At 43.1% G+C, this 23,358-nt stretch carries 15 protein-coding genes; 9 read left to right on the forward strand and 6 right to left on the reverse strand.

What is annotated here, in order from left to right:
• Positions 1–28: 28 nt before the first annotated feature.
• Positions 29–1,612 (reverse strand): chemotaxis protein CheW, encoded by a 1,584-nt coding sequence (locus BMX05_RS07095; RefSeq protein ID WP_093309395.1) that lies wholly within the window; start codon positions 1,610–1,612, stop codon positions 29–31.
• An 18-nt stretch (positions 1,613–1,630) separates the two neighbouring features.
• The gene (locus tag BMX05_RS07100; RefSeq protein ID WP_093309397.1) at positions 1,631–3,550 is read right to left on the reverse strand and encodes a methyl-accepting chemotaxis protein; all 1,920 of its coding nucleotides are present in this window, start codon (positions 3,548–3,550) and stop codon (positions 1,631–1,633) included.
• Between the two features lie 271 nt (positions 3,551–3,821).
• Between BMX05_RS07100 and BMX05_RS07105 the strand changes: the two genes are divergently transcribed.
• The 5 genes from BMX05_RS07105 (at position 3,822) to BMX05_RS07125 (ending at position 11,959) form a co-directional block, all read left to right on the forward strand.
• On the forward strand, positions 3,822–4,994 hold the full coding sequence (locus BMX05_RS07105; protein WP_093309398.1) for an efflux RND transporter periplasmic adaptor subunit: 1,173 nt from the start codon (positions 3,822–3,824) through the stop codon (positions 4,992–4,994).
• Complete coding sequence (locus BMX05_RS07110) at positions 4,991–8,098, forward strand: efflux RND transporter permease subunit (RefSeq protein WP_093309399.1); 3,108 nt, start codon at positions 4,991–4,993, stop codon at positions 8,096–8,098. The genes BMX05_RS07105 and BMX05_RS07110 overlap by 4 nt, the downstream gene beginning before the upstream one ends.
• 301 nt (positions 8,099–8,399) lie before the next feature.
• Positions 8,400–10,136, forward strand: coding sequence for a hypothetical protein (locus tag BMX05_RS07115; RefSeq protein ID WP_093309400.1), 1,737 nt, complete (start codon positions 8,400–8,402; stop codon positions 10,134–10,136).
• A gap of 9 nt (positions 10,137–10,145) precedes the next feature.
• Positions 10,146–10,850 (forward strand): OmpA/MotB family protein, encoded by a 705-nt coding sequence (locus BMX05_RS07120; RefSeq protein ID WP_093309402.1) that lies wholly within the window; start codon positions 10,146–10,148, stop codon positions 10,848–10,850.
• Entirely contained in the window at positions 10,850–11,959 is a 1,110-nt protein-coding gene (locus BMX05_RS07125; protein WP_093309404.1) for an HNH endonuclease, read from the forward strand. The genes BMX05_RS07120 and BMX05_RS07125 overlap by 1 nt, the downstream gene beginning before the upstream one ends.
• Before the next feature lie 222 nt (positions 11,960–12,181).
• On the opposite strand, the gene recD is transcribed toward BMX05_RS07125, so the two are convergent.
• Both recD and BMX05_RS07135 read right to left on the reverse strand, forming a co-directional pair.
• A complete protein-coding gene (gene recD, locus BMX05_RS07130) occupies positions 12,182–14,278 on the reverse strand; it encodes an exodeoxyribonuclease V subunit alpha (protein WP_093309407.1) in 2,097 nt (698 codons plus the stop codon).
• A gap of 136 nt (positions 14,279–14,414) precedes the next feature.
• The gene (locus BMX05_RS07135) at positions 14,415–14,888 is read right to left on the reverse strand and encodes an Lrp/AsnC family transcriptional regulator (RefSeq protein WP_093309410.1); all 474 of its coding nucleotides are present in this window, start codon (positions 14,886–14,888) and stop codon (positions 14,415–14,417) included.
• Between the two features lie 196 nt (positions 14,889–15,084).
• On the opposite strand from BMX05_RS07135, the gene leuA reads away from it, so the two are divergent.
• The 3 genes from leuA to BMX05_RS07150 are packed head-to-tail and all read left to right on the forward strand — an operon-like array spanning position 15,085 to position 18,149.
• A complete protein-coding gene (gene leuA, locus BMX05_RS07140; protein ID WP_093309413.1) occupies positions 15,085–16,776 on the forward strand; it encodes a 2-isopropylmalate synthase in 1,692 nt (563 codons plus the stop codon).
• Between the two features lie 30 nt (positions 16,777–16,806).
• Positions 16,807–17,172, forward strand: a complete 366-nt coding sequence (locus BMX05_RS07145; protein WP_093309416.1) for a DUF4870 family protein — start codon at positions 16,807–16,809, stop codon at positions 17,170–17,172.
• Between the two features lie 50 nt (positions 17,173–17,222).
• Positions 17,223–18,149: a 5'-nucleotidase gene (locus BMX05_RS07150; protein ID WP_093309419.1), complete on the forward strand. Its 927-nt coding sequence runs from the start codon at positions 17,223–17,225 to the stop codon at positions 18,147–18,149.
• 2 nt (positions 18,150–18,151) lie between these two features.
• Here BMX05_RS07150 and BMX05_RS07155 read toward each other — a convergent pair whose 3' ends face one another.
• Positions 18,152–18,706 (reverse strand): antibiotic biosynthesis monooxygenase, encoded by a 555-nt coding sequence (locus BMX05_RS07155; RefSeq protein ID WP_093309422.1) that lies wholly within the window; start codon positions 18,704–18,706, stop codon positions 18,152–18,154.
• A gap of 130 nt (positions 18,707–18,836) precedes the next feature.
• Complete coding sequence (locus BMX05_RS07160) at positions 18,837–19,760, reverse strand: pseudouridine synthase (protein ID WP_093309425.1); 924 nt, start codon at positions 19,758–19,760, stop codon at positions 18,837–18,839.
• Positions 19,761–20,017: 257 nt separating this feature from the next.
• Here BMX05_RS07160 and BMX05_RS07165 point away from each other — a divergent pair, with 257 nt between their 5' ends.
• Positions 20,018–23,080, forward strand: coding sequence for a choice-of-anchor L domain-containing protein (locus BMX05_RS07165; RefSeq protein WP_093309430.1), 3,063 nt, complete (start codon positions 20,018–20,020; stop codon positions 23,078–23,080).
• The last annotated feature ends 278 nt before the right edge of the window (positions 23,081–23,358 follow it).

The raw sequence follows: 23,358 nt of genomic DNA on the forward strand, positions 1-23,358 counted from the left end.
CCAGAGGCTAGGCTGTTGCTTACTAAAATTAAGAGGTTTTCGCACTGGCAGCTGCCAATGCTTGTTCTTCGTTACTCATGAGTTCATAAGGATCTATGAGTTGGATCAGGGTTTTTTGCTCAGGTAAACGGACCACTTGACCTAAAAGTCGTTCTTGTTCGCTGGATAAATGCGGTGCTTGTTCAATGCGGCTACGCTGAATCCGCATGACGGCATTGACTTCATCAACCACAAAACCGGTAAGCAAGTTATTGATATTAAGTACAATAATGCGTTGGCGCTCGCTAGGTTGGGCGCGTGCCATTCCAAAGCGATTGCGCATATCTAACACAGGTAAAACGGTACCGCGTAAATTGATCATGCCGTCGATAAACTCAGGGCATTTAGGGACACGATAAAGTTGTTCAGGTAAGCGGGTGATCTCTTGAACTTGATCGATGGATAATCCATACAGCTGCGTATTGAGCACAAACACCACAAGTTGGCATTCATCCGTGAGATATTCGCTGTCACTTTCTAAAGTTTGTGGATCATCCATTGTCTGGCTCTCATTGAAAGCAGCAGGTGCCGTGTCTTCTAATAAGGCCTGCATATTGTTAAATAAGGGGGCAATATGTAATAAGGTAATTAAACGCTCGCCTGCATCTAAACGACACAAGGCTTCGATTTCCTCATTATTCCCTTGATGGTGGAGCACTGCCGGCATAGGCTCTAACTGTTCTTCGTGAATCCGTACCACCTCACGCACTTGATCGACCATTAATGCTAAGCGTGCGCTGCCATGACGCAGTACAACGAGCATTTGCTCTTCCAAGGTACAAGGGTCTGGCATTGCAAATAAGCGGCGCATTGAAAATAGCGGAAAGGTATTCTCACGCAAGGTGATCAAGCCCATCACATGGTGCGCTGTATTGGGGAGTAAATTAATCTTCCGTGGTGGTCGGATAATTTCTTGAACATCGGTAAGACGAAACGCGAATTCTTGCGCATCAATCATAAAACTGACTAGTTGGGTGAGCTCCTCGTCTTCTTGCTCTTCGCGTATTTCTTGCAGACTAAAATGATTGTTAGCATCCAAAGACGTGGTTTTTAGCATATGGCTGAATTCTCTTTGAATTAGAGATTCAATATCCAATAGCTGAATGACATGGCCGCCATGCTCACGATAGACACCAGATAATACCGCTTCATGCTGTAAAGAGGCAAAATCTTGGGTACTTTGAATTTGATGCGCAGCAAGGTCAGTCACGCGTTCGACACGATCGACCACAATTCCGAGTGCATGACCGACTTCAATTAAGAGAACACGGCTTGCATCAGTAAGTTGGCGTTTTCCCAACCCTAAAATATCGCCCAGATCCAAAATAGGGACGACCGTGCCACGAAAACTAGCCAAACCTAGCAAGCTAGGGTGCGTTAAGGGCACTTGGACTGGTTCTGGAAAACGTACAATCTCCAAAACGCGGCTCATAGGAATCGCGAAAGACTCTTGCATTAACGCAAAAGTGACATATTGATGACTTTGTTCATCTGCACCGGCTTCTAAGTCAGGGCTGGAATCTTCAGAAACTGGCTCAGCTTGCGCTGTGGATGCATACGGGGTCGTGTGCATAAATTCCCCCTTTTAATCCTAGTTACTTTGGATTTCATCAGCGATAGAAGCGATTTCTTCGATAGCAGCTGCTAACTCTTCAGCACCTTGAGATTGTTGCGTGGCAGCAACCGAAGCTTGACGTACGTTGGCGGCGGCTTCTTCTGTCGCAGCAGAAATTTGCTCCATCCCTTTTTTGGCCTGGGTAATTGCGGTAGCTATTTCTACCGAAGCGGCTTGAGTATATTCATTACTTTTTAACAAATCTTTTTGCGCGTTTTCGATACTATCAATATCCAGCATGGCTGTTTCAGCGCGTGTGACTTCTTGTTGGGCACGTTTGAGAGCTTCTTCTAAATCACGCTCTACCATATTGGCCTGATCTTGAATGTTACGTACTAATTCTTGGACTTGTTCGACATTGCTGGCAGCATCATCAGCAAGGTTTTGAATATCCCCAGAGACCACTGCAAAGCCTTTGCCATATTCCCCTGCGCGTGCTGCCTCGACGGCGCCATTAACTGCTAACATACTGGTTTTAATTGCAATATTAGCAATTGAATTGGTGATTTTATCAATTTGGCGATTGAGTTTTTGAATAGAAAGAATATCTTGCAGGTTGCTTTCAGCCACGCTGAGATTCTCGCGAATGCCATCAAGCATACTTTTTACACGATCACGGTTATTGCTGATGCGCTCGGAAATGGCTTGCACACGTTTGAGTGTATCTAAGGTGCGTTCATCAATATCTTTCGTATTGCTTTCAATACGATTAATCGCACCGAGTGCTTGCTCAGTGGCAGAGGCACTTTGCTCTGATCCGCTGAGCACTTCATTCAAGGCAGAATCAATTTCCTGTGCGCCACGATTTAATTCTTCTACAGAGGCAGCTAATTCTTCTGCCGCAGAGGCAACGCCTTCCGCACTTTTTGCAATATCTGTGCTATTGCGCAACTCGTCGGAAATATCTTCTAACTCGTTAGTAGCGGCTTCTGCACCTGAGAGGGCTTGCCCTTGTTCATCCAGTGTTTTTACCACTTGCTCGGCCGCCGCTGCTTGTTGTTCAGCTGCGGCTGCAATGGCTTCTGAACCTTGTTGCAAATCTGTGATGGCAAGTTCAGAGTTTTTAATAATTTCATCAATTTGTTGCGCCGCTTGGGTCACATGCAGCATATCCGCGAGGATGCTTTTAAATTGGCTGCTGACATCTTCACCCATAGCGGCTTGTTCTAGAGCAAGATCAGCAGATTGTTTAACCGCTTGGCCTGCAGTTGCCGTTTTTTGCTGAATCTCATTGACTAACTCTGTGATATCGGTCGCATTTTTTTCGGAGGCTTCTGCCAAAGTACGCACGGTATCTGCAACAACAGCAAAGCCTTTACCGTGACGCCCTGCTCGCCCTGCTTCAATCGCAGCATTTAACGCTAATAAGTTGGTTTGATCTGCAATACGCATCACTTGGCGGGCAGCATCATTAATGGCATTGGCTTGTTGTTCCAAAGTGCTCATTAAACGTGCAGAACATTGTTGGCGTTCTGCGGTGCTGTTGAGATTTTCAACAAGGCCACCAATTTTTAGGCTAGCCGACTCAGCATCTTTAGAGACATTTTGTGCTCGTTCGCGTGAGATTCTCGCATTGTCTGTTTGCGTGGCCATCTGAGTCGCAATGCTGCGCACCGCTTCTAAACTTTCGTGGCTGGCGGAGGCAGATTCTTCTGCACCTGTGGCGATTTCTTGTACCGCAAGGCTGAGTTGGTCTCGTGCGCGTGCCGCTTGCGTAATCCCTGCAGCGAGTTGTTGGGAGGCACTGGCAACGCGTTCTGCTGCTTGTTGCTGTTTAGCAAGGGTGCGTGCGTGGCGGCGTTTTTGCTCGGCTAAACGTCGTGCAGCTAAATCTTGTGGATTATCAGCTTGATTGGCTTTGCTAGGCGTTTGCGAAGGGTTTTTTTTCAGTGCCATAGGAAAAATCTCTCAGCAGGTAAAAGAAGGAGCATCAAGTCAGCAGAAAAATCGCAGGATGAGCTATTGAGTCAAAAATAGGTAACAGAGTTTATCTATTAATCTGACTTTCAAATGAATCTATGTCAAGAAAAGTAGCATTTTATCTAGGGTAGACCTATCCAAAAGCATTGAGAGTAAAAAAGTAAAGAAACGTAAAATTTACCTGAATCTTTTGCAAGCTCTTTTAGTATAGGCGTGTTGATAAATCTTGATTAATAAGGACTTGAATATGCATCAAGCGACAGGTCAGCGCAGAAAAAGGTATTGGTTACCTTGGTTAGTACTGAGTGTGTTTGTCAGTATAAGTTATTTTTTGTTACAAAATCCACCTAAAATCACTCGTCAAAGCCAAGCAAAGATACCTGCTGTTAGTGTGCAGGTGCAAGCACTCCAGCCGCAAGATTATCAAGTGGCCTTAAGTTGGCCTGCACAAGTACAAGCCGCGCAACAAACGCGTTTAAAAGCCCAAGTGGGTGGACGTATTGTGGCAGTGAGTGAGAACTGGCATTCAGGTGCGCAAGTGGAGGCTGGTGAGGTATTACTGCATTTGGAAACCAGTGAATATGCATTGGCTTTGGCACAGGCGCAGGCGGCTTGGGCACGTGCACGCCAAACACTGGATGAGCTGAAAGCACAAAGTGAGGATGCGCAGGCCGGTTGGGAGAATTTAGGCCGTTCTGGAATTGCTCCCAAACGTATCCGTTTACAACTGCAAATAGAAACTGCACAAGCTGAATTGGTGGCGGCAAAAGCCGCGGTTGAGGTGGCACAACTCAACCTAGAACGTACACAAATTCGTGCGCCTTATGCAGGGCGCTTGTATGAGGTCACTGTTGATTTAGCCGATACCTTAAGCACGCAGGAGGTACTTGCCAGCTTGTACCGTACCGACAAGATGCGTGTGCATTTTAATTTGCGTTTGCAAGAGGAAACTTGGCTGCCAGAAGCAGGTACTGTCTGGCAAGTTCGAGATCCCGATACCCAACACACTTGGTCAGCGCATTTGCAGTATATTGAGCCACAAATTGAGCCAAATACCCAAACCTTGCAAGCGGTCTTGATCCTCACGCAAGCGGCTAATCCGCAAGTACCTTTACCTCGCTTACAGCAGCAGGTGCAAGTGCAAGTCGCCAGCCGCCCTTTACAGCAAGTCTGGGTGGTCCCTAGTGCTTATCTACATGAGGACACTTTTATTTATTTGGTGCGTGAACAAGTACTGATCAAACACCCTATCCAAGTGCTGTGGAAAGGACCACAAGAAGCCGTGATTGCAGATCTTGCGACTTATCAAACCCAGCTTACTCCGGGGGATTTGATGGTTGTTAGTCCTTTAGGGCAGGTGACGACAGGGATGCCGGTGCAGCTTGCTACAACAGATGTTGAAAGAGGAAATCAACCATGATTGCTTGGTTTGCACGTAACCATGTTGCCGCCAATTTGCTGATGCTGACCTTGTTGGGTTTGGGCTTGGCTTCACTGACTTATCGTATTCCTTTAGAAGTCTTCCCGAGTTTTGCCGCAGAGACCATTAGTGTCCGGGTAAGCTTACGAGGTGCAACACCTGCTGATGCTGAGTTAAGCCTTGCTTTACCTATAGAACAAGCTTTGGCTGATTTGCAAGGGATTGAAGAGATCAGCAGCCGTTCGGTTGAAGGGAGCACGAGTATCACGTTACAGGTAGCAGATGGCTATGATCCACAAGAGGTGTTAGCCGAGGTGAAAGCGCGTGTCGATGCCATCAATAGTTTGCCGACAGAAGCAGAACGCCCATTAACCAGTTTGGCCAGCCGCAAACGTGAAGTTATTAGTGTGGCCGTGTATGGCAATGTCTCTGAACTAGAGTTGCGCCAATATGCGCAAGAAGTGAAAACCAGTTTGTTAGCAGAGCAGGGGATTACTCAAGTTGAGTTTGATGGCGCACCTGCTTATGAAGTGAATCTCTATATTGCACAAGATAAGCTGCGTCAATATGGATTGAGTTTACAAGAAGTACAAGAACAAATCCGCGCGTATGCGCAAGACTTTAGTGCTGGCATGATACGAGGTGCGCAAGGTGATATCAGTATTCGTAGTCTAGGAATTGCTTATCATAAAGATGAATTTGCACGCTTACCTGTGGCTACTTTGGCAAATGGTTATGTGTTGACCTTGGGAGAATTAGCACAGATTGAGGATACATTTACAGAAGCAAAAAGCCGTAGCCGTTTTAATGGTTATCCCTCTGTGATGCTGGATGTCTACCGAGTAGGAGACCAAAGTGCTTTGCAGGTGGCAGAAATCGTGCGTACTTATATCGACCAACAGCAAGCACACTTGCCACAAGGTATTTTTGTTGATTATTGGGATGATGATTCTGAAATTGTGAAAGGGCGTTTAAGTATCTTGCTCACTAACGCCTTGCAAGGCGGTGTGTTGGTCTTGGTTTTGCTGACTTTGTTTTTGCGCCCAGCAATTGCTTTCTGGGTATTTATTGGGATCCCTGTGAGCTTTATGGGGGCATTTTTGTTGATGCCTTTCTTTGGTGTCACCTTAAATATTTTTTCTTTATTTGCATTTATTTTGGTCCTTGGCATTGTTGTCGATGATGCGATTGTCACAGGAGAAAATGTCTATACCCATTTACGTCATGCAGAATCTGGTTTACAAGCAGCGATTTGTGGTACGCAAGAAGTGAGTGTGCCTGTCACCTTTGGTATTTTAACCACGGTGGCGGCTTTTTTACCTATGGCCTTTATTGAAGGCGCACGGGGGGCTTTATTTGCCCAGATCCCTGTAATTGTCATCCCTGTACTCTTGTTTTCCTTAATTGAATCCAAACTTGTTTTACCTGCACATTTAAAAAATATTCGTCTTAATCGGGTGCAACATCCTTCAGCTTGGGTGCGTTGGCAACAAGCATTTGCCTCTGGATTTGAACACTGGATTTTGCGCATTTATCAGCCGCTACTAAAGCAAGCACTCATCTATCGAGGAACCACGCTCGCACTTTTTGTTGGGGTTTTGATCTTGATGCTGGCGCTAGTCATGAGTGGCTGGACGCGCTTTACCTTTTTTCCACGGGTGCAAAGCGACACCGCACGTGCTTATCTTACCATGCCAGCAGGTACGGCTTTTGCGGTCACAGATGGACACTTGATGAAAATGCTGGCGGCGGCGCGTACTTTACAAGAAAAATATCGTGATCCAGCAACAGGCCAAAGTCCGATTTTGAATATTCATGCAACCAGTAGTCAAGAAAGTGCAGGGATTCGTTTACAGTTGGAAAATGCGCAAACGCGCGATCCTGCCTTAAGTACCCGACGCTTAGTGAATGAATGGCGCGAACATATAGGTGCCATTCCGGGTGCTGAATCCCTCAATTTTCGTGCTGAGATAGGGCGAGTGCATGATCCCATTGATATTCAGTTAAGCAGCCAACGCGCACAGGACTTAGCAAAAGCGATTCCAGAAATCGAAGCCTATTTGCGCACCTATCCTTATCTTTTTGATATAGCTAATAACTTAGCTGCTGGTAAACAAGAATTGCACTTGCAACTTAAACCACAAGCACATGCGTTAGGTATCACACGCGCTTATCTTCTCAATCAGATTCGTGCGGCTTATTTAGGATTAGAAGTATTGCGTTTGCAGCGTGGTCAAGATGAAGTGAAAGTCTATTTGCGTTTGCCTGTACAAGAGCGGCAAAGCTTGGCAGAATTTGCCCGTTTGCCGATTGTGACTCCAGAAGGCACGCGTGTGGATTTGCAAAGTGTTGCAAGTTGGCAATTTGCGCGCGCGCCAGCAGCGATTTATCGCTTGGATCAAGCACGTATTGTTAGTATTACTGCAGATGTAGATAAACAAGAAGCTAATTTGACACGTTTGCAAACTGAATTAACCGATTATTTAGATCAATTAATTCAAGCCTATCCTGGGATGAAATATCAGCTCAAAGGAGAAACCCAAGAACAGCAAGAATCTTTTTCCTCGCTGGGTTGGGGATTAGCCTTTGTGTTTTTCGCTTTATATGCCTTATTGGCCATTCCTTTTGCCTCTTATAGTCAGCCGTTGATTGTGATGTCTGTGATTCCTTTCGGTATTATTGGCGCACTGGCGGGGCATTTGATTGTTGGTATGGATTTAACCATGATGAGCTTGCTGGGCATTTTGGCACTGATTGGCGTTGTGGTGAATGATAGTTTGGTTTTAGTGGATTTTACCAATAAAGAGAGTCAAGGCTTACGAGAAAGCCAACCGGCATACTCTGCTTGGCAGGCGAGTTATCAAAGTCTGTTGCGTGCGGGTGCTGCGCGATTTCGTCCGGTGTTTTTAACCTCCATGACGACCTTTATTGGATTAATGCCTTTGTTATTTGAGAAATCGACGCAGGCACAGTTTTTAATTCCGATGGCAGTTTCTTTGGGCTTTGGTATCATTTTTGCGACCTTAATTACCTTAATTATGGTACCCGTGAATTATCTATTATTAGAAGATTTAGCCGCTTGGTGGCGTGGTGAGGCGAACTAGCTTATAGGAAAATGGGGAGGTGTGAACCTCCCTAATTTTTTCAATTAGAAGCGTTTATATTGTATGTTTTGATTGCATGGAATGATTATATTGTGTGTTTTTATTATATTCAAGGGGTGAGCTGTATCCTTGCTCAAGCTCTTAAGGTCCTGACAGGGCTCCTAATAAATATAATTAGGGTTATTAAAATAATATAAAAAGATAATCCAAAAAAATAAGATATTTAAAATGGATGGAAGATGAGATGTGTTAATTAATCAGGATGGATTTTTAAGCTAAACTATTAAGTTATGGAGAATTCATGATTTCATATTATTTAGAGTGGGCGCTCAGTGCGCTCAATGTATCGTCAATCACAGATTTTTTTGTTATTTTACTGCTTACTGTTTGTGTTATTTCTATTGTCTTTAAGAAGAAAGGCATTCATGTTCACTTTACGCAATATGTACCTACTCTACTGACCACTTTAGGTATTTTAGGGACTTTTTTCGGCATTGTTATCGGTTTGTTGGGTTTTGATGTTACCAATATTGATGGCAGTATCGAAGCCCTATTGGGGGGGATGAAAACTGCTTTTCTGACCAGTCTGGTGGGAATGCTGCTTTCTGTTGCGTACAAGGTGTTGGTTTCTACTGAGATGTTAACCTCCGGCAATAACGATGGAATGGATGCTGACCAGATTGGCGCTGCTGAAATTTATGTGGTTTTGCAGGAGCAGCGTGATAATGCCAAAAGTGCCTATGAACAGCACGCTGAATCCCTTAAAGCACTTCAGGACGCTGTTGGTAGTGGAGATGAGTCCAGCCTGACCGGCCAGATAAAGCTGTTACGTAGTGATGTTAACGATGCCAACAAAAACCAATTATCAGCTTTAAAGCAATTGACTAAGGCTATTGGTGGCGATGATAAATCTAGCGTGACCGGCCAAATAAGGCTATTGCATAGTAATATTGTAAGCCTACATAAGATCCAGCGTCAGGAGTTTACCGAGTTTCAGTCCAAACTTTGGGCGCAATTGCAGGAGTTTGCTGAGATGATGTCGAAGTCGGCAACTGAAGCTGTTATTGAAGCCTTGCGGGATGTGATTACCGACTTTAATAACAACCTAACTGAGCAGTTTGGTGAAAACTTTAAAGAGCTTAACCAAGCAGTCGAAAATCTGGTGCAGTGGCAAGAAAACTATAAGCAGCAGATTGAAGAGATGACGCGCCAATACGCGCTGGGCGTTACGGCGATCTCTAATACAGAAACGGCTGTGGCCAGTATCCAGCAAAATACCCAGCAGATTCCGCAGTCTATGGAAAAACTCAGCGAGGTGATTCAGGTAAATCAGCATCAGGTCGATGAGCTGGCACGCCACTTGGAAGCCTTCAAAGATGTTCGGGATAAAGCTGTCGAGGCACTGCCTCAACTGAAGGAGCAGATCAGTCTGACGGTTGCCAGTGTTGACGGCGCTTCTGTGCAGTTGACAGAAGGACTGAGTAAATCAGGTGAATTGATGCAGGAGCGTATTAAAGAGAGCGCTGCGACCTTGGCAGATAAGGCTGCCGAGGCCAATAAAGCTTTGAAAGAAGCCTCTGAAACAGTGCATCAATCCACAGAAAAAACCTCTGAGCTGCTGAGAAATATCACGTCAGAGATCACTGAACATAGCCGTAGTGTCGGCAATACCCTTAAAGAGTCCGGTAAAGCACTACAGGATGAGGCCGCCCGCAGCCGTGAGCAGTTTGAATCCGGTCTGGAATCGATGCGCGATCAGCTCAATAGCACCCTTGAACTGATGTCCGAGCAGCAGGCTGCTAAGGTTCAGGGGCTTATTGCGGGTCTTAAAGAGGCGATGGAAGAGTCGATCCGAGAAAGCGCCAAAGCAGCAGATGGCAGTATCGAAATTCTGGATAAAGCAATGCAGACCGAAATTAACCGAGTAATGGAGCAGATGGGGCAAGCTCTCGTATCCGTTACCGGCAAGTTTACTGAAGATTATCAGGCATTAGTGGCACAGATGCAGCGTGTGGTACGTACTCAGGCCGAAGTCTAAGGAGCGGTTATGTCTGACTTTCTGAAACCCCGCTCTGCCGAGCAGGAAGAAACCCATTGGCTCTCGGTGTCCGATCTGATGGCAGGTCTGATGATTGTTTTTCTGTTCATCGCTATCGCGATGATGCGAAGTGCTTTTATCGAACGGGATCAAATTAAAGAAGTGGCTGTTGCATATCAGGATACTCAGGTTGCTATTTACCAAGCGCTGCTGAATGAGTTTGAGCAGGATCTGCCTAAATGGAATGCTGTTATCGATAAAGATTCACTGACTTTTACCTTCAACTCACCAGAGGTACTGTTTGCGAGAGGAAAACAGGAGCTGAGTGAGCAGTACAAGCGCTTATTGGATGACTTTTTTCCACGCTATATGATGGTATTAAATCAGTACCGCGACACTATCAATGAAGTACGAATCGAAGGTCATACCAGTAGCGTATGGAACAGTAATACTAGTTCAACCGATGCTTACTTTTTGAATATGGAGCTCTCTCAGGGGCGCACCCGCAGTGTGCTTGAGTATGTTTATCGTTTAGCAGAGATAAACCCCCATCAGGAGTGGATTAAAGCGCACATTGCGGCGGTGGGGCTATCATCGTCGCGCCCCGTTTTAGACGGTAATAACCAGGAAAATCGGGAAAAGAGTCGTCGTGTGACTTTTCGGGTCGTTTCCAATGCAGATACCCGTATTAAGCAGATTCTGGAGATTAACTGATGAAGTTGTCGTTTCCGGCTGATGCACTTTGGCAGCAAGTCCAGAAAATGGGCGCGGTTAAAGCAGAGTATACTTTGGACAGCGTGCTTAAAGACCCACCACCGCCCATTGTTACCACGCCAGAGGGGCTTGATGTCCCTCTAGATGAGGTGACCACCCCTGGTGGTTTACTGGGTTATGACGGTGCTCAGGTTGTACTTTACATTCCGGATCACGGCAAAAAGATTGATACCGTTCTGGCGCAGGGTGATAAAGGCAATCGAGTGCATATTGCCAACTGCCAAACGCTGGACGATATGCGGCGGAAGAAACGTTTCCAGCGCTATCGGGCAGTGGTCAACATTACCGGCGATTTTGAGGTTTTTGGTTTCTCAATGAGTCGAAACCGAGATGTAGAGGGCAAAGCCCGCCTTCAGGTCTGCATAAACTGCCTTAAACATCTAAATTACAAGGGCTACTTAACGGAAAGCTCACGAAAAAGAGAGATTATTATCAATAGCTTTAGCCTAAAAGAGTTTTTTGCCGAAAACAGCACCTTGTTCCGGTATTTGCCGACTGCTTTTACAGAGAGAAAGTCGGGCTATACCGATGATTGGAAAAACGTCTCACAATCCTACCGGACAAGGCAAAACTTTACCTGTGAAAGTTGCCGCGTTGATCTAAACCAGCATAAGTACTTGCTACATACCCATCATAGTGATGGTAATAAGCGCAATAACCATAGCAGTAATCTGATAGCTTTGTGTGCAGACTGTCATCGCAAACAGCCTTTACATGACCATATGTTTATCAAAGCATCGGATATGGCCTTATTACAAAAGCTTCGCCAGCAGCAGGGATTACTAAATTCGAACTCGGATTGGGAAGATATCTTTCAGCTGATCGACCCTCCCTACGAGGGCTTGGTAAGGCTTTATCGGAAAAATAATGTGATGAAGCCTGAGGTAGGTTACGAAATTACCGATGATCAAGGTCAAGTTATTGCTGAAGTTGAGCTGGCATGGCCAGATGATAAGTTTGCTATTACAAAAAGCGAAGACCAGAAGATGGTGCTGGCAAAAATAGATTGGACAGCGCAGACATTACAAGAGGCTCTTTATTCGCATTGATTATTGAAGGTGCAGGCGAGATATGAGTAACATCAACGCCTGCTTAATACTGTTGTTGTGATTTTTGCTCCTTATTTCATTTTTAGTTCACTAAGTAAATAAAAATTAGATATTTTAATTAAAAATAGCATATCTGATAATCTTGCATAATCGAATGCCCTTAGAATATTTTCTGCTGCTAGCAAGAAATATTTCTGCGTCGTTAAAACTAAATTAACACGGCTAAAAGTAACTATAAAGACCGCTATGACGTACGACTTTTTGTGTAAGGGCTTGCCGAATGGCCTGAGGACGACTGGTTAATAAACTAAAGCGTGTTTTAGCACGTGTAATACCCGTATATAAAAGCTCACGTGTTAACAAAGGACTCGTATGCTGAGGCAAAATAAGTGCAGTATGTGCAAACTCTGATCCCTGCGCTTTGTGGACGGTAAGAACATAAGCGGTTTCTACCTCCTGCAAACGGCTAGGTAACACCCAATGTAAGCCGCCTTGCGCCTGTTGGAAAACAACACGAGTCACATAACGACCTTCTGGCTGGCTAGGTGTGTGTTCGAAACGTTGTAAACATAAGCCAATATCACCATTCATCAAGCCTAAACGGTAGTCATTACGGGTGAGCATCAAAGGACGCCCAAGATAATACGTTTGTTCAAGATGCTGCCAAGTTAAAGGGGTTTGGGCATCTTCTGCTAAGCAATGTGCAATTGCCGTATTTAAGTAAGTGACTCCCCAGATGCCTTCACGTACCACCGCAAGTAACCGGAAGGCTTCAAACGCTTGTAGACATGCTAGTGCCCAAGTATCCCAAGCATCAGCAGGTGCTTCTTGTGTCGGTTGTGCTTGGTACACTTGTTGCAAATAAGTACGGTACGCCTGTGCGGCAAAAATAGCTCCTGGATGTGTACTTGGGGGGCTGTGCGGATCTGGTTTAGTGAGCTGAATCAAAGCCAAATCATCATGTTCACGCAATAAATAACGCACAGAATGATAGGCACCACGTTGCACCGCATCAGCTAACTTTCCTATGCCTGTGTTCGCTGCAAATCGATAGGTTTGGTGCAGCATAATAAGATGCTGTGAGAGTGGATATTGGTTCTGTATGGGTGCAGTTAATCCGCATTGATCTAAAGGCTCACCCGTGCTGGCTTGTAAATATTGCACCGTGTCCATTTGGTAATGCATAGATGCAGCATCTTTACAGAGTTCGCCTAAAACTGCCCCAGCTTCTACTGATGCCAGTTGATTTGGATCACCAAGTAAAATAATACGTGCTTGCTTAGGCAGAGCATTTAAAACAGCAGCAAACATTTCCAGATCTATCATGGATGCCTCATCCAAGATAAGCACATCGACGGCTAAAAGATGCTGTGCATGATATTTAAATTGACGACTATGGGGGCGTGCACCCAACAATTGGTGCAAAGTAGTGACCTGTGTGGGAATCTGTGACCAAGGGACTTGTGCAGCGAGTGGTACTTGCTGTGCCAACTGGGTTAACTGTGAGCCTATCGATTCGGTTAAACGTGCTGCAGCTTTACCTGTGGGTGCAGCCAAACAAACATGAGTGTGTGGATTTTGCGCATATAAAAGTGCTAACAAGCGTACAACTGTGGTGGTTTTTCCTGTACCAGGTCCACCGGTAATAAAGGTTACCGCTTGACTGCTTGCTAAAGCTACAGCCATTTTTTGCCAGTTTAACGTTTGCCAAGTGATTTTCTTGTGGGGTCGTTGCACTGGCATAGGGAAGAGAGCATCGAGCAAAGCTTTATTTACGACTTGGTTTGATCTTCCTATTTGCATCCGCGTATGTAAATGTTGAGCAACTTGGTACTCATAACGCCAATAACGTTGTAAATATAACCGTGTTTCGGCCAGAACCAAGGGGGCTTGTATCTGGGCATCTTGTGCGCTATCAACTAAAGAAGATTTCTGTAAGGCACCTTGCCAATAATTTAAATCTAAGGAAGCTAAACAATCAGAAGGCAAGGGTGGCAAAGCCTGTAGAGGATCTTGTAGTGACAGATGCCCCTGTTCTGGAGGTAAAGAAAGGGTAAAATCTGCATGAGCTAAAGTTTCATCCAATAATAAACAAACATGCCCACGCCCTAGTTGGTGGCTTGTTAATACAGCGGCTAACAAAACGCTGGCTGGGGCTTGTGGATCGTATTTAGCAAGAAAATGTGCGAAACCAAGATCGACAGCACGCAGCCAAGCCGCTTCTACCCAAGTGTCAAGTAAATGCCAAAAATCTGTATCTGGTGGCACTGTAAGATCGGGTAATTTAGGGTGGGGTACTAATAAGGGTTCAATATCCATGGATTCCTTCCGATTCAAAGTAACATAGGGTCCAGTATGCCTGTTTGCATATCCTATGGAAAACCCCCAAACACAACAAAGTACTCACTCAGTTTAATAATAAGTAAGTACCCGCCTTTCTGTGAAAATTATACCGTTATTTTAAATATTTTAATGGTAGTTGAGTTTTATCAACAACCTTCCTCATAACGAAACTTGAATGTACCCCTGTAACTCCAGGGATCTGCGTTAGAGTATTCAATAAAAAATCTTGATAAGCCTCCATATCGGGTACCACAACCTTAACTGTGTAATCAGCTGTTTGGCCTGTAACTAAGAAACATTCCACTACCTCTGGACATTGAGTCACCACAGCATCAAAAGCCGCGAAACGATCTGGTGTATGTCTATCCAAAGCGATTTGCACGTAAGCAGTTAACTTGAGATCAAGTTGAGAAGGGTTGAGCAAGGCAACATAACCGTGAATATATCCAGCGTCTTCTAGCTGTTTTACTCGACGCAAACAAGGCGATGGAGACAAGCCAACTTGATCTGCAAGTGTTTGATTACTCATTTGTGCATCTTTTTGTAATAAAGATAAAATGTGTTTGTCGATCCGGTCTAGTTTCACATCAGCTCCAAAAATCAGTATTAAATTTTTAATTTTTAACCAAAAAAGCAATCATATTGCAAAAATAAGAGATTTTCCGCAAAAAACGCAATTTTTGTGTTGCGCAAAAACTCTATACTAGGTTGGTCAAAAGCTTTCTAGTTGAGTTCAACAGATAGCGACCAAACTAACCTAGCTAACTTAAAGGTACCTTAAAGTGAAAGCAGCAAAAGCAAATTTTAATTATCAAAAATACACAGCATTTCCTAAAGTGCATTTGCCTGACAGGCAATGGCCTGAGCGTGTGATTACACAAGCCCCCCAATGGTGTAGCGTAGATTTGCGAGACGGTAATCAAGCACTGATTGACCCTATGCAAGTAGAACAAAAAGAACGTATGTTTGATTTGTTAATCAAGTTAGGTTTTAAACAGATTGAGGTCGGATTTCCTGCAGCATCACAGCCGGATTACGATTTCGTACGCTTATTGATTGAAGAGAATAAAATTCCAGCAGATGTTGTGATTCAGGTGCTGACGCAAGCAAGGCCTGCTTTAATTAAAAAAAGTGTGCAAGCTTTGCAAGGTAGCCGGCATGCAATTATTCATCTGTACAACTCAACATCTAAAGTACAACGTGAAAAAGTTTTTGGCTTATCTAAGCCAGAAATAATTCAACTAGCTATTGATGGTGTGCATGCCATTAAACAAGAAATCTCTCTTTATCCAAAGACAAAATGGCAATTAGAATATTCGCCTGAAAGTTTTACTGGTACAGAACTTGATTTTTCTATCGAAATTTGCAATGCAGTGATTGAGGCATGGCAACCTAAAGTAGAAAATAAATTGATTATTAATTTACCTGCCACTGTTGAGATGTCTACTCCCAATATTTTTGCAGATCAGATTGAATATTTTTGTCGTCATATCCAAGCACGTGAACTCATTGAAATTAGTGTACATACGCATAATGACAGAGGATGTGCTGTTGCAGCGGCTGAATTAGCAGTGATGGCAGGTGCTGATCGTGTTGAAGGAACTTTATTAGGCAATGGAGAACGCACTGGGAATATGGATATTGTGACGATGGCAATGAACTTATATAGCCAAGGTATAGATCCAAAGCTAGATTTGGCATGTGTCAATGAAATTATTCATACCGTAGAATCTTGTACTCATATTCCTACACACCCGCGTCATCCCTATGTTGGTGAGCTGGTTTATACTGCTTTTTCAGGTAGCCACCAAGATGCAATTAAAAAATGTCTTGCTACTTATCAAGAAAATGAAGTTTGGGATATTGCTTACTTGCCTATTGATCCAAAAGATCTAGGGCGTAGTTACGAGGCTGTGATTCGTATTAATAGCCAGTCTGGTAAAGGTGGTGTTGCTTATATTTTAGAAAACTACTACGGATTTAAATTACCTGCTTGGTTACAAATTGAGTTTGCAAAAAAAGTACAGGAGCAAACAGAATCTCTAGCACGTGAGTTGAAATCAGCTGAAATTATTGATTTATTTCATGCTTGTTATTTACAAGATTCTTGTGCAAAGGTACTTGAGTATCATTTGGAACGTCAAGCACAAGAAATGTTACAAGTAAAATTTGTAGTCAATCATGAGGTAGTAATCTTAAAAGGGCAAGGTAAAGGTTGTTTGCACGCTTTAACGCAAGCGATAGGGGAATATTTACATGCTGAAATTCAAATTCAAGAATACAGTGAGCACACTCTAGGTAAAAATAGTCAAGCAAAGGCAGTCACTTATATTAAGTTGAGTATAGAGGATAGAATATATACGGGCGTTGCGGTGAATGAAGATGTACTAAGCGCCAATTTAAATGCGGTATTAGCAGCCTTGACTTTTGAACTAGAAGCTGCACACTTACAAGTGGAAAAAGCTACTGGTTAAAAATTTTGCGCTAGCTTAGGATGCTGAAATATGACTCAAGAACACCAAGTTTATCTCGTGAGAGAAAAAGAAGAGAAAGATAGCACAGCAAAGATAATATATATTTTATATATTGCCAGTTTGGTTTTTGGTATTACTTCTTTAGTTGGTGTCATTCTCGCTTATGTCAATCGTAGTGAAGCTTCAGAGTGGCTCGCTTGTCACTATCGTTATCAAATAAGAACTTTTTGGATAGGCTTGGTGTACGTGACAATAGGAGGCGCTTTGACCTATGTTGGAATTGGTTATTTTATCTTACTATTCTGGATTATATGGTTAATTGTACGTTGTGCAAAAGGGCTTAGAGCATTAGGGAAAAAGCAAGCACCCCAAGGGTTAACTTCTTGGTGGATGTAATCCAATAATAGAAGAGCTACCTATATAGGTGGCTTTTTTAGGTATTTAATATGAGTTATCCAATACAAGATAAGCTAGTGATTGCAGTGGCATCAAGTGCTTTATTTGATTTGGCTGAAGCACACGAAATTTTTATTAATCAGGGTGAGGATGAATATAGAAAATTTCAAAGAAAAAATAAAAAAGTCTTACTCGCTAAAGGAATTGCTTTCCCTTTTGTACGCAGATTTTTAAATATTAATCTTGCCTATCCACAAGAATCTCCGGTTGAGGTTGTTCTTTTATCTCGTAATGATCCTGATACAGGACAAAGAGTTTTTAATAGTATTCAGCATTATCAATTAAATATTACTCGGGCAGGGTTCCTCAGTGGAAAATCACCTTATTTGTATATGCCTGCATTTAATGCAAGCCTGTTTTTATCTGCGAATCGAGAAGATGTGATACAAGCAATTCAAGCGGGTTATCCTGCCGGGCAACTATTAGCAGGGGAAATTCAAGATACTGAAGAAGATCAAGAATTAAGAGTCGCTTTTGATTTTGATGGTGTTTTAGCTGATGATGAAGCAGAAAGTATTTTTCAAAAAAATGAAGACTTAGATGCATTTTGTTCTTATGAGGTGAAAAATGCTCAAAGGCCGCATCAACCGGGACCTTTAGCATCTTTATTTAAAAAATTGTCTTATTTACAAAAGCTAGAACGACAGAGAATGCAGCAAGATTCTAACTATATTCCAATACTACGTATTGCTATTGTGACTGCACGCAGTGCACCTGCAAATGAACGTGTAGTGACAACATTAAATGCTTGGGGAGTTATTCCTGATGAAACTTTTTTTCTAGGAGGCATGGATAAAAATCGTATTTTGCAAATTATGCAGCCGCACATATTTTTTGATGATCAAATGAAACACTTGTCGTCGCTTTCTTCAGGCATTCCTGCAGTTCATATCCCTTTTGGTATCAGAAATATTTAAAGCTATTTAAATAACCAAGACTTCAATACCTGAGTCACTTTGGGCATAACCAAGTAGGTCATTAAAATCACCTGCAAGCTCACGATAATTAAACTATGGAGCCAAGCTGGTAAGCTAGATTTGATTGGCTGTAAAATATAATTTAGTATATATACAAGAATAAATACAACTGGAATTAATACTAGAACCATTTTATAGGCTTTCGGTGATTTATTAGGTAACTGTGGTAAATCGAACCAAAATTCTATCCCTGTTGCTCTTCGAGTATTGGATTCACCCTCAATCCAGTCCTGTACTTCTTGCAGGAAATCTTGTCTTATTTGAGAGGTTTCCCAACGTTGGCAATCTGCATAGGTATCAAAACGATAGATAATGACGTATTCACCCTGAGTCGCAGGCGATGGGCGCAATACATTAACACTTTGGTGCCCAGGAAAGTTAGAAGCAGCTTCTACCATTTTGGAAATCCAGCGCTCATATTGAGGTTCGTAACCAGATTTCACTCTACGGGAAATGCTAACTGTGATGGGGCCTATATCTTGATTCTGGCTGTACATTTTTTTCCTTATGGTAATTAATGGTCTAATTGATAATTTAGCCAACCGCTGTTTAGTTTAATCTGTATGCAAAAAAACTTCTCGTATATTCTAAAACCAGTTAAATTCAAAAAACCAATATTAATATAGCTTATAATTGAAGTTGATTTTTACTGTAAAATAAATGCTGGTTGCCTGTGATAGGATCTTGAAAAGCTAAACTAAAAGCAAGTAACTGTAATGGTAATTCCGTACTGACTTGTGTTGTCGGCGCTTTAATTTGTGGATACCAAGGATCATGTTGAATAGGAATACCTAAAGCTGCAAGGTGTACTCTTAATTGATGTTGGCGACCCGTGATGGGTATGAGTTGATATAGGCCAAGATGATTTTTTTGGGTGATCAGAGCAATATGGGTTTCACTATTTGGTGTGCCCGAGACTTCTTGCATAATAAAAAAAGGATCACCCTTTATAATACGGCTGCGATAAACTAAAGGGAATTGCAAATCTTCATGAAGAGGTGCAATTGCATGATAAACTTTTTTTATCTGACCTTGTTGAAAAAGTTGTTGATAAGCACCGCGATAAGCTGCTTTTTTACATAGTAAAACTAAGCCTGCGGTTGCTTTATCTAAACGGTGGGCAGCTTCTAACTCAGGAAGATTCAGTTGATGGCGCAAACGCACAACCAAGGTTTCTTTGACGTGTTGGCCGCCGGGCGCTGTGGCTAATCCGTGTGGTTTGTCAGCAACTAAAATATAGTCATCTTGATAAATAATGGTTTCTTGCGCTGCAATAGGTGCTTCTTCAGGTACATCCCGATAATACCAAAGCAAAGTATGGGCACGATAAGGTGTATCCAAAGTGATAGCTTGGCCTTGTGCATCAAAAAATTCCCCTTGTGCTAAGCGCTGCTTAAGTTGCATTGCGGGAATATGGGGAAATTTATGGATTAAAAAACTCAGTAGATCTGGCCAAGGGGGCGAGGGAAGACGCAGATAACTGGGGCGTACACCTAAACGTTGTGGTAGGGGAGCTTGTGGTTTGCGTAAACTTTTTTTGCTACGGGCCATAAGATTTGCTACAGAATTTTTAGATAGTGACATATTTTGCTAGTGAGAATAACACTCAGCAAGTCTAGGGTTAAGGAATCTTTTCTGCTTTTGGGGCGCACTAAAATATAGGTATTGCTATATCTCAATAAAATATGCTGAACTAAGTACAGACACTTATTTTTGCTAAGCATCTGTCATCAATTGACGTTATATTTGAAATAACAAGTGTCAGGCGGTCTATGCCTTGACGCACTCACAACGCAGGAGTCTATATTATGACAACTACTCCAACTGGTGGTGGTCCAGGTGTCGCCGATCTCACACTGACCAACCAATTTAGTAATGGCTATGATGCTGCTTATGAATTCTCTGGTAATGCCTCTATTGATGCGCTGTTAGGGGGTTCCTCTTGGGGTACAGGACCAAGTAATAGCGTCGTGTTGACCTACAGTTTTCCAGATGCTTCTAGTCTTTGGGCGAGTAATTATGGCGGTGGCAGCAATGAAGCAAGTGCTGGTTTGACCCCTTTAAACAGTGCCCAACAGCAAGCTTTTCGTGAAGCTTTGGCAACCTGGTCTGAAGTTGCAGATATTAAATTTCAGGAAGTCAGCGATACCTCCGCTTCTGTTGGGGATATTCGTGTCGCTTTCTCGCAAGCGGTTTCTGGTCAAGCCGCAGGTTGGGCTTACCTGCCAAGCCCTGGGTCTTACAATTATTCAGGTAGTACGCTCAATAGTTATACAATAGCGCCTTCTTCGGGTGATGTTTGGTTAGATCCCGCAGATGCTGGTGAGACCAATTGGGCGGAAGGTTCAGCAAATTTTGCGACTTTAGTCCATGAGTTAGGGCATGCTTTAGGATTAAAACATCCATTTGAAGCGGAAGAGAGCGGCCAAGTATTAAGTGGCAGTGAAGATACCTCGCAATATTCGATTATGTCATACACGGACTATCCAGCAATGGGGAATGTGTATACATCGACAGGGGGCAACTCTTACTCATATACCGCGATTCAAGCCAATGGCCCCATGATGTATGACATTCTAGCCATGCAATATTTGTATGGCGCGAATATGAGCACACGCACAGGGGACGATACCTATATTTTTAGTAGCTCGACCCCTTTCCTAGAAACCATCTGGGATGCAGGCGGAACAGATACGATTGATGCCTCAACGCAATTATATGGTGTACAAATCGATCTGCGTGATGGCCATTTTAGTTCTGTAGGTGTGAAGCAAACAGGGATCTCAACTACAGCGCCGGCAGAGGGTAACCTAGGGATTGCACACAATGCCTATATTGAAAATGCCGTGGGTTCCGATCATAACGACCTACTACAAGGCAATGCACTAGATAATGTGCTGACAGGCAAAGGCGGCGATGACACATTAAAAGGGGATGCAGGTACAGATACGGCCCTGTATTTTGGCTTAAGCAATCAATACCAAATTGCGGCGATTGACCAAGCGAATAATATTTGGCAAATCTCTGGTATGGAAGGGACAGACCGTCTTGAAGGTATTGAAAAGCTTAAGTTTAACGACAAGCTCATTAGTGTTGAAGAGTTTGCCGGCTTAGTTGCGCCAACAGATGCAGAAACAGATACAAGCACAGACGATACCTCAGATACGACTACAGACGACACAACAGATCAAACAACAGATGATGTCACGGATGATACCAATAGCGGAGGTTCTGAGCACTTTACTGCTTATAACCCAAGTACAGGAAATACAGACACGCTCGTTGATGCTTTATTGGATGAAACAAGTCAAGATAACATTCAAATCTTAAATGTTAAGGTGACCGATAGTACACAAGCAAATCAAGGCGGTGGTATTTACTGGGATAAACCAGTCAAAGATGGCTACGACGATTACGACGACTATTATGGTGGCTATAACCAAACGCAATATTCAGTCTCTTTGTATGATGGTGGTATTCAAGGTATAGATATAGGAAGTGGGATTTTCTTATCGACAGGTACCGCGACACCACCAAGTACCAATACCCAAGGTGGCTATTCAGTGCAACTAGGTTTGCCAGGTAGTGATCGTATGGATGCGGTAGCATCTCAGGCTTTCTCGGGAGCGGGAAAATCAAAAGATCTAACTCAGTTTGAAATGACTTTTAATGTAGTGAATCCTAATATTAAGTCCATTTCTTTAGATTTGGTTTTTGCCTCAGATGAATATCCGGAGTTTTCTAACAGCTCCTATGTAGATATTGCCGCTGCTTTTGTCAACGGCTATAACTATGCTTACTTTAATGGGGATATTAGCCAGCCTTTAAGTGTGATTGATGCTAACTTGGCCAACAACTTTGAAAGTAACGAAAATGGCCAAATTGCGATTGAGTATGATGGTATTAGTAATAAGCTATCTTTAGTGGCACCTGTTGATTTAGGTAAGAATACCTTAACCTTAGCCATTGCAGATACAGGCGATATGAGTTACGACTCTGGCCTCTTTATTTCTAACCTGCAAACCCTCGATATTGAATTAAATCCTGTGAGTACAGGTACCGACGATTTCTTCGGGGAAGGCACCAGTGGCACAGAGGAAGATGGTTTCTTCTTTGACGATAGTGCAGCAGGGATTCAAAAACCGGTCACAGGAACACCAGGAAAAGATACCCTGCAAGGCACTGAGCAAAGCGAGCTTTTTAATGCTTTACCAGGAGATGATAAAATTATTACCGGCGGTGGTAATGATGTGGTGATGGCCGGTGCCGGCAACGATCAGGTAGAGGTGACAGGTTCAGGGAACGTCTCCTTGTATGGTGCTTCTGGTTATGATGTTGCGACCTTTGCTGAACTCAGTTCAGATCAAGTCAGCCTGAAAAAAGTCGGTACAGTGGCTACTTTAGAAGTGACGAGTGGTGATCATCAAGGCACAGTGCATACCTTGTTTAATTTTGAGGAAATTAAACTTCAGGATATGGATTATTTAGTAAAAGATTTGGTGAATGATTCCGCAGCGGTAAGTAAGAGCGAAAGCCAGCTAGGCTCAGCCGGTGCAGATGAGGTTACTATTGATGATACTAAAGAGAATGTCAGTGCTTCTGGTGGGTTAGGTGATGATGTGTATCACATCAGTGCGAACCAGAAAGGTGAAGTTTACATTGCGGATATTTTTGGAACTAACACCATTGACTTTACCGAAGCCAGCATTGAAATGGCCTTTAATTACCAAGGTCAATTAGCCGTAAAAACCACCTCTGGTGCTAAAGTTTTTGTAGAGTTTGCTGATCAGCAACTTTATAACTATGACGGCCAACAAGGATTAAGCCTCACAGGCTTTATTCAAAATGTTATTGATAACCAAATGGCTTAATTTGTAGCTAGAGAGCACCCCTTCAGTGTCAGCTTTAGGGGTGCTGATAAAAAAATTTATCAATTACACTGCGCTAGTAAGGGTGTGTTCTTCGATTAGCGCACCGATTTTCTGCAATCATTGATCAGTAGTCTTCTATTATTGAATCAATAATTAACGGCGAGCTTGCCAAAATCTCTGCAAAAATTGCTAGTATTTTTAAATAAGGGTGCATTATAGGTGGCTTGACTTGGGTATCAGCAAAGTCATAATCTCGACTCGTACCTAAAACAACATAA

The organism is Allopseudospirillum japonicum, from assembly GCF_900108915.1.
GTDB classification, from domain to species: Bacteria; Pseudomonadota; Gammaproteobacteria; order Pseudomonadales; family Halomonadaceae; genus Pseudospirillum; species Pseudospirillum japonicum.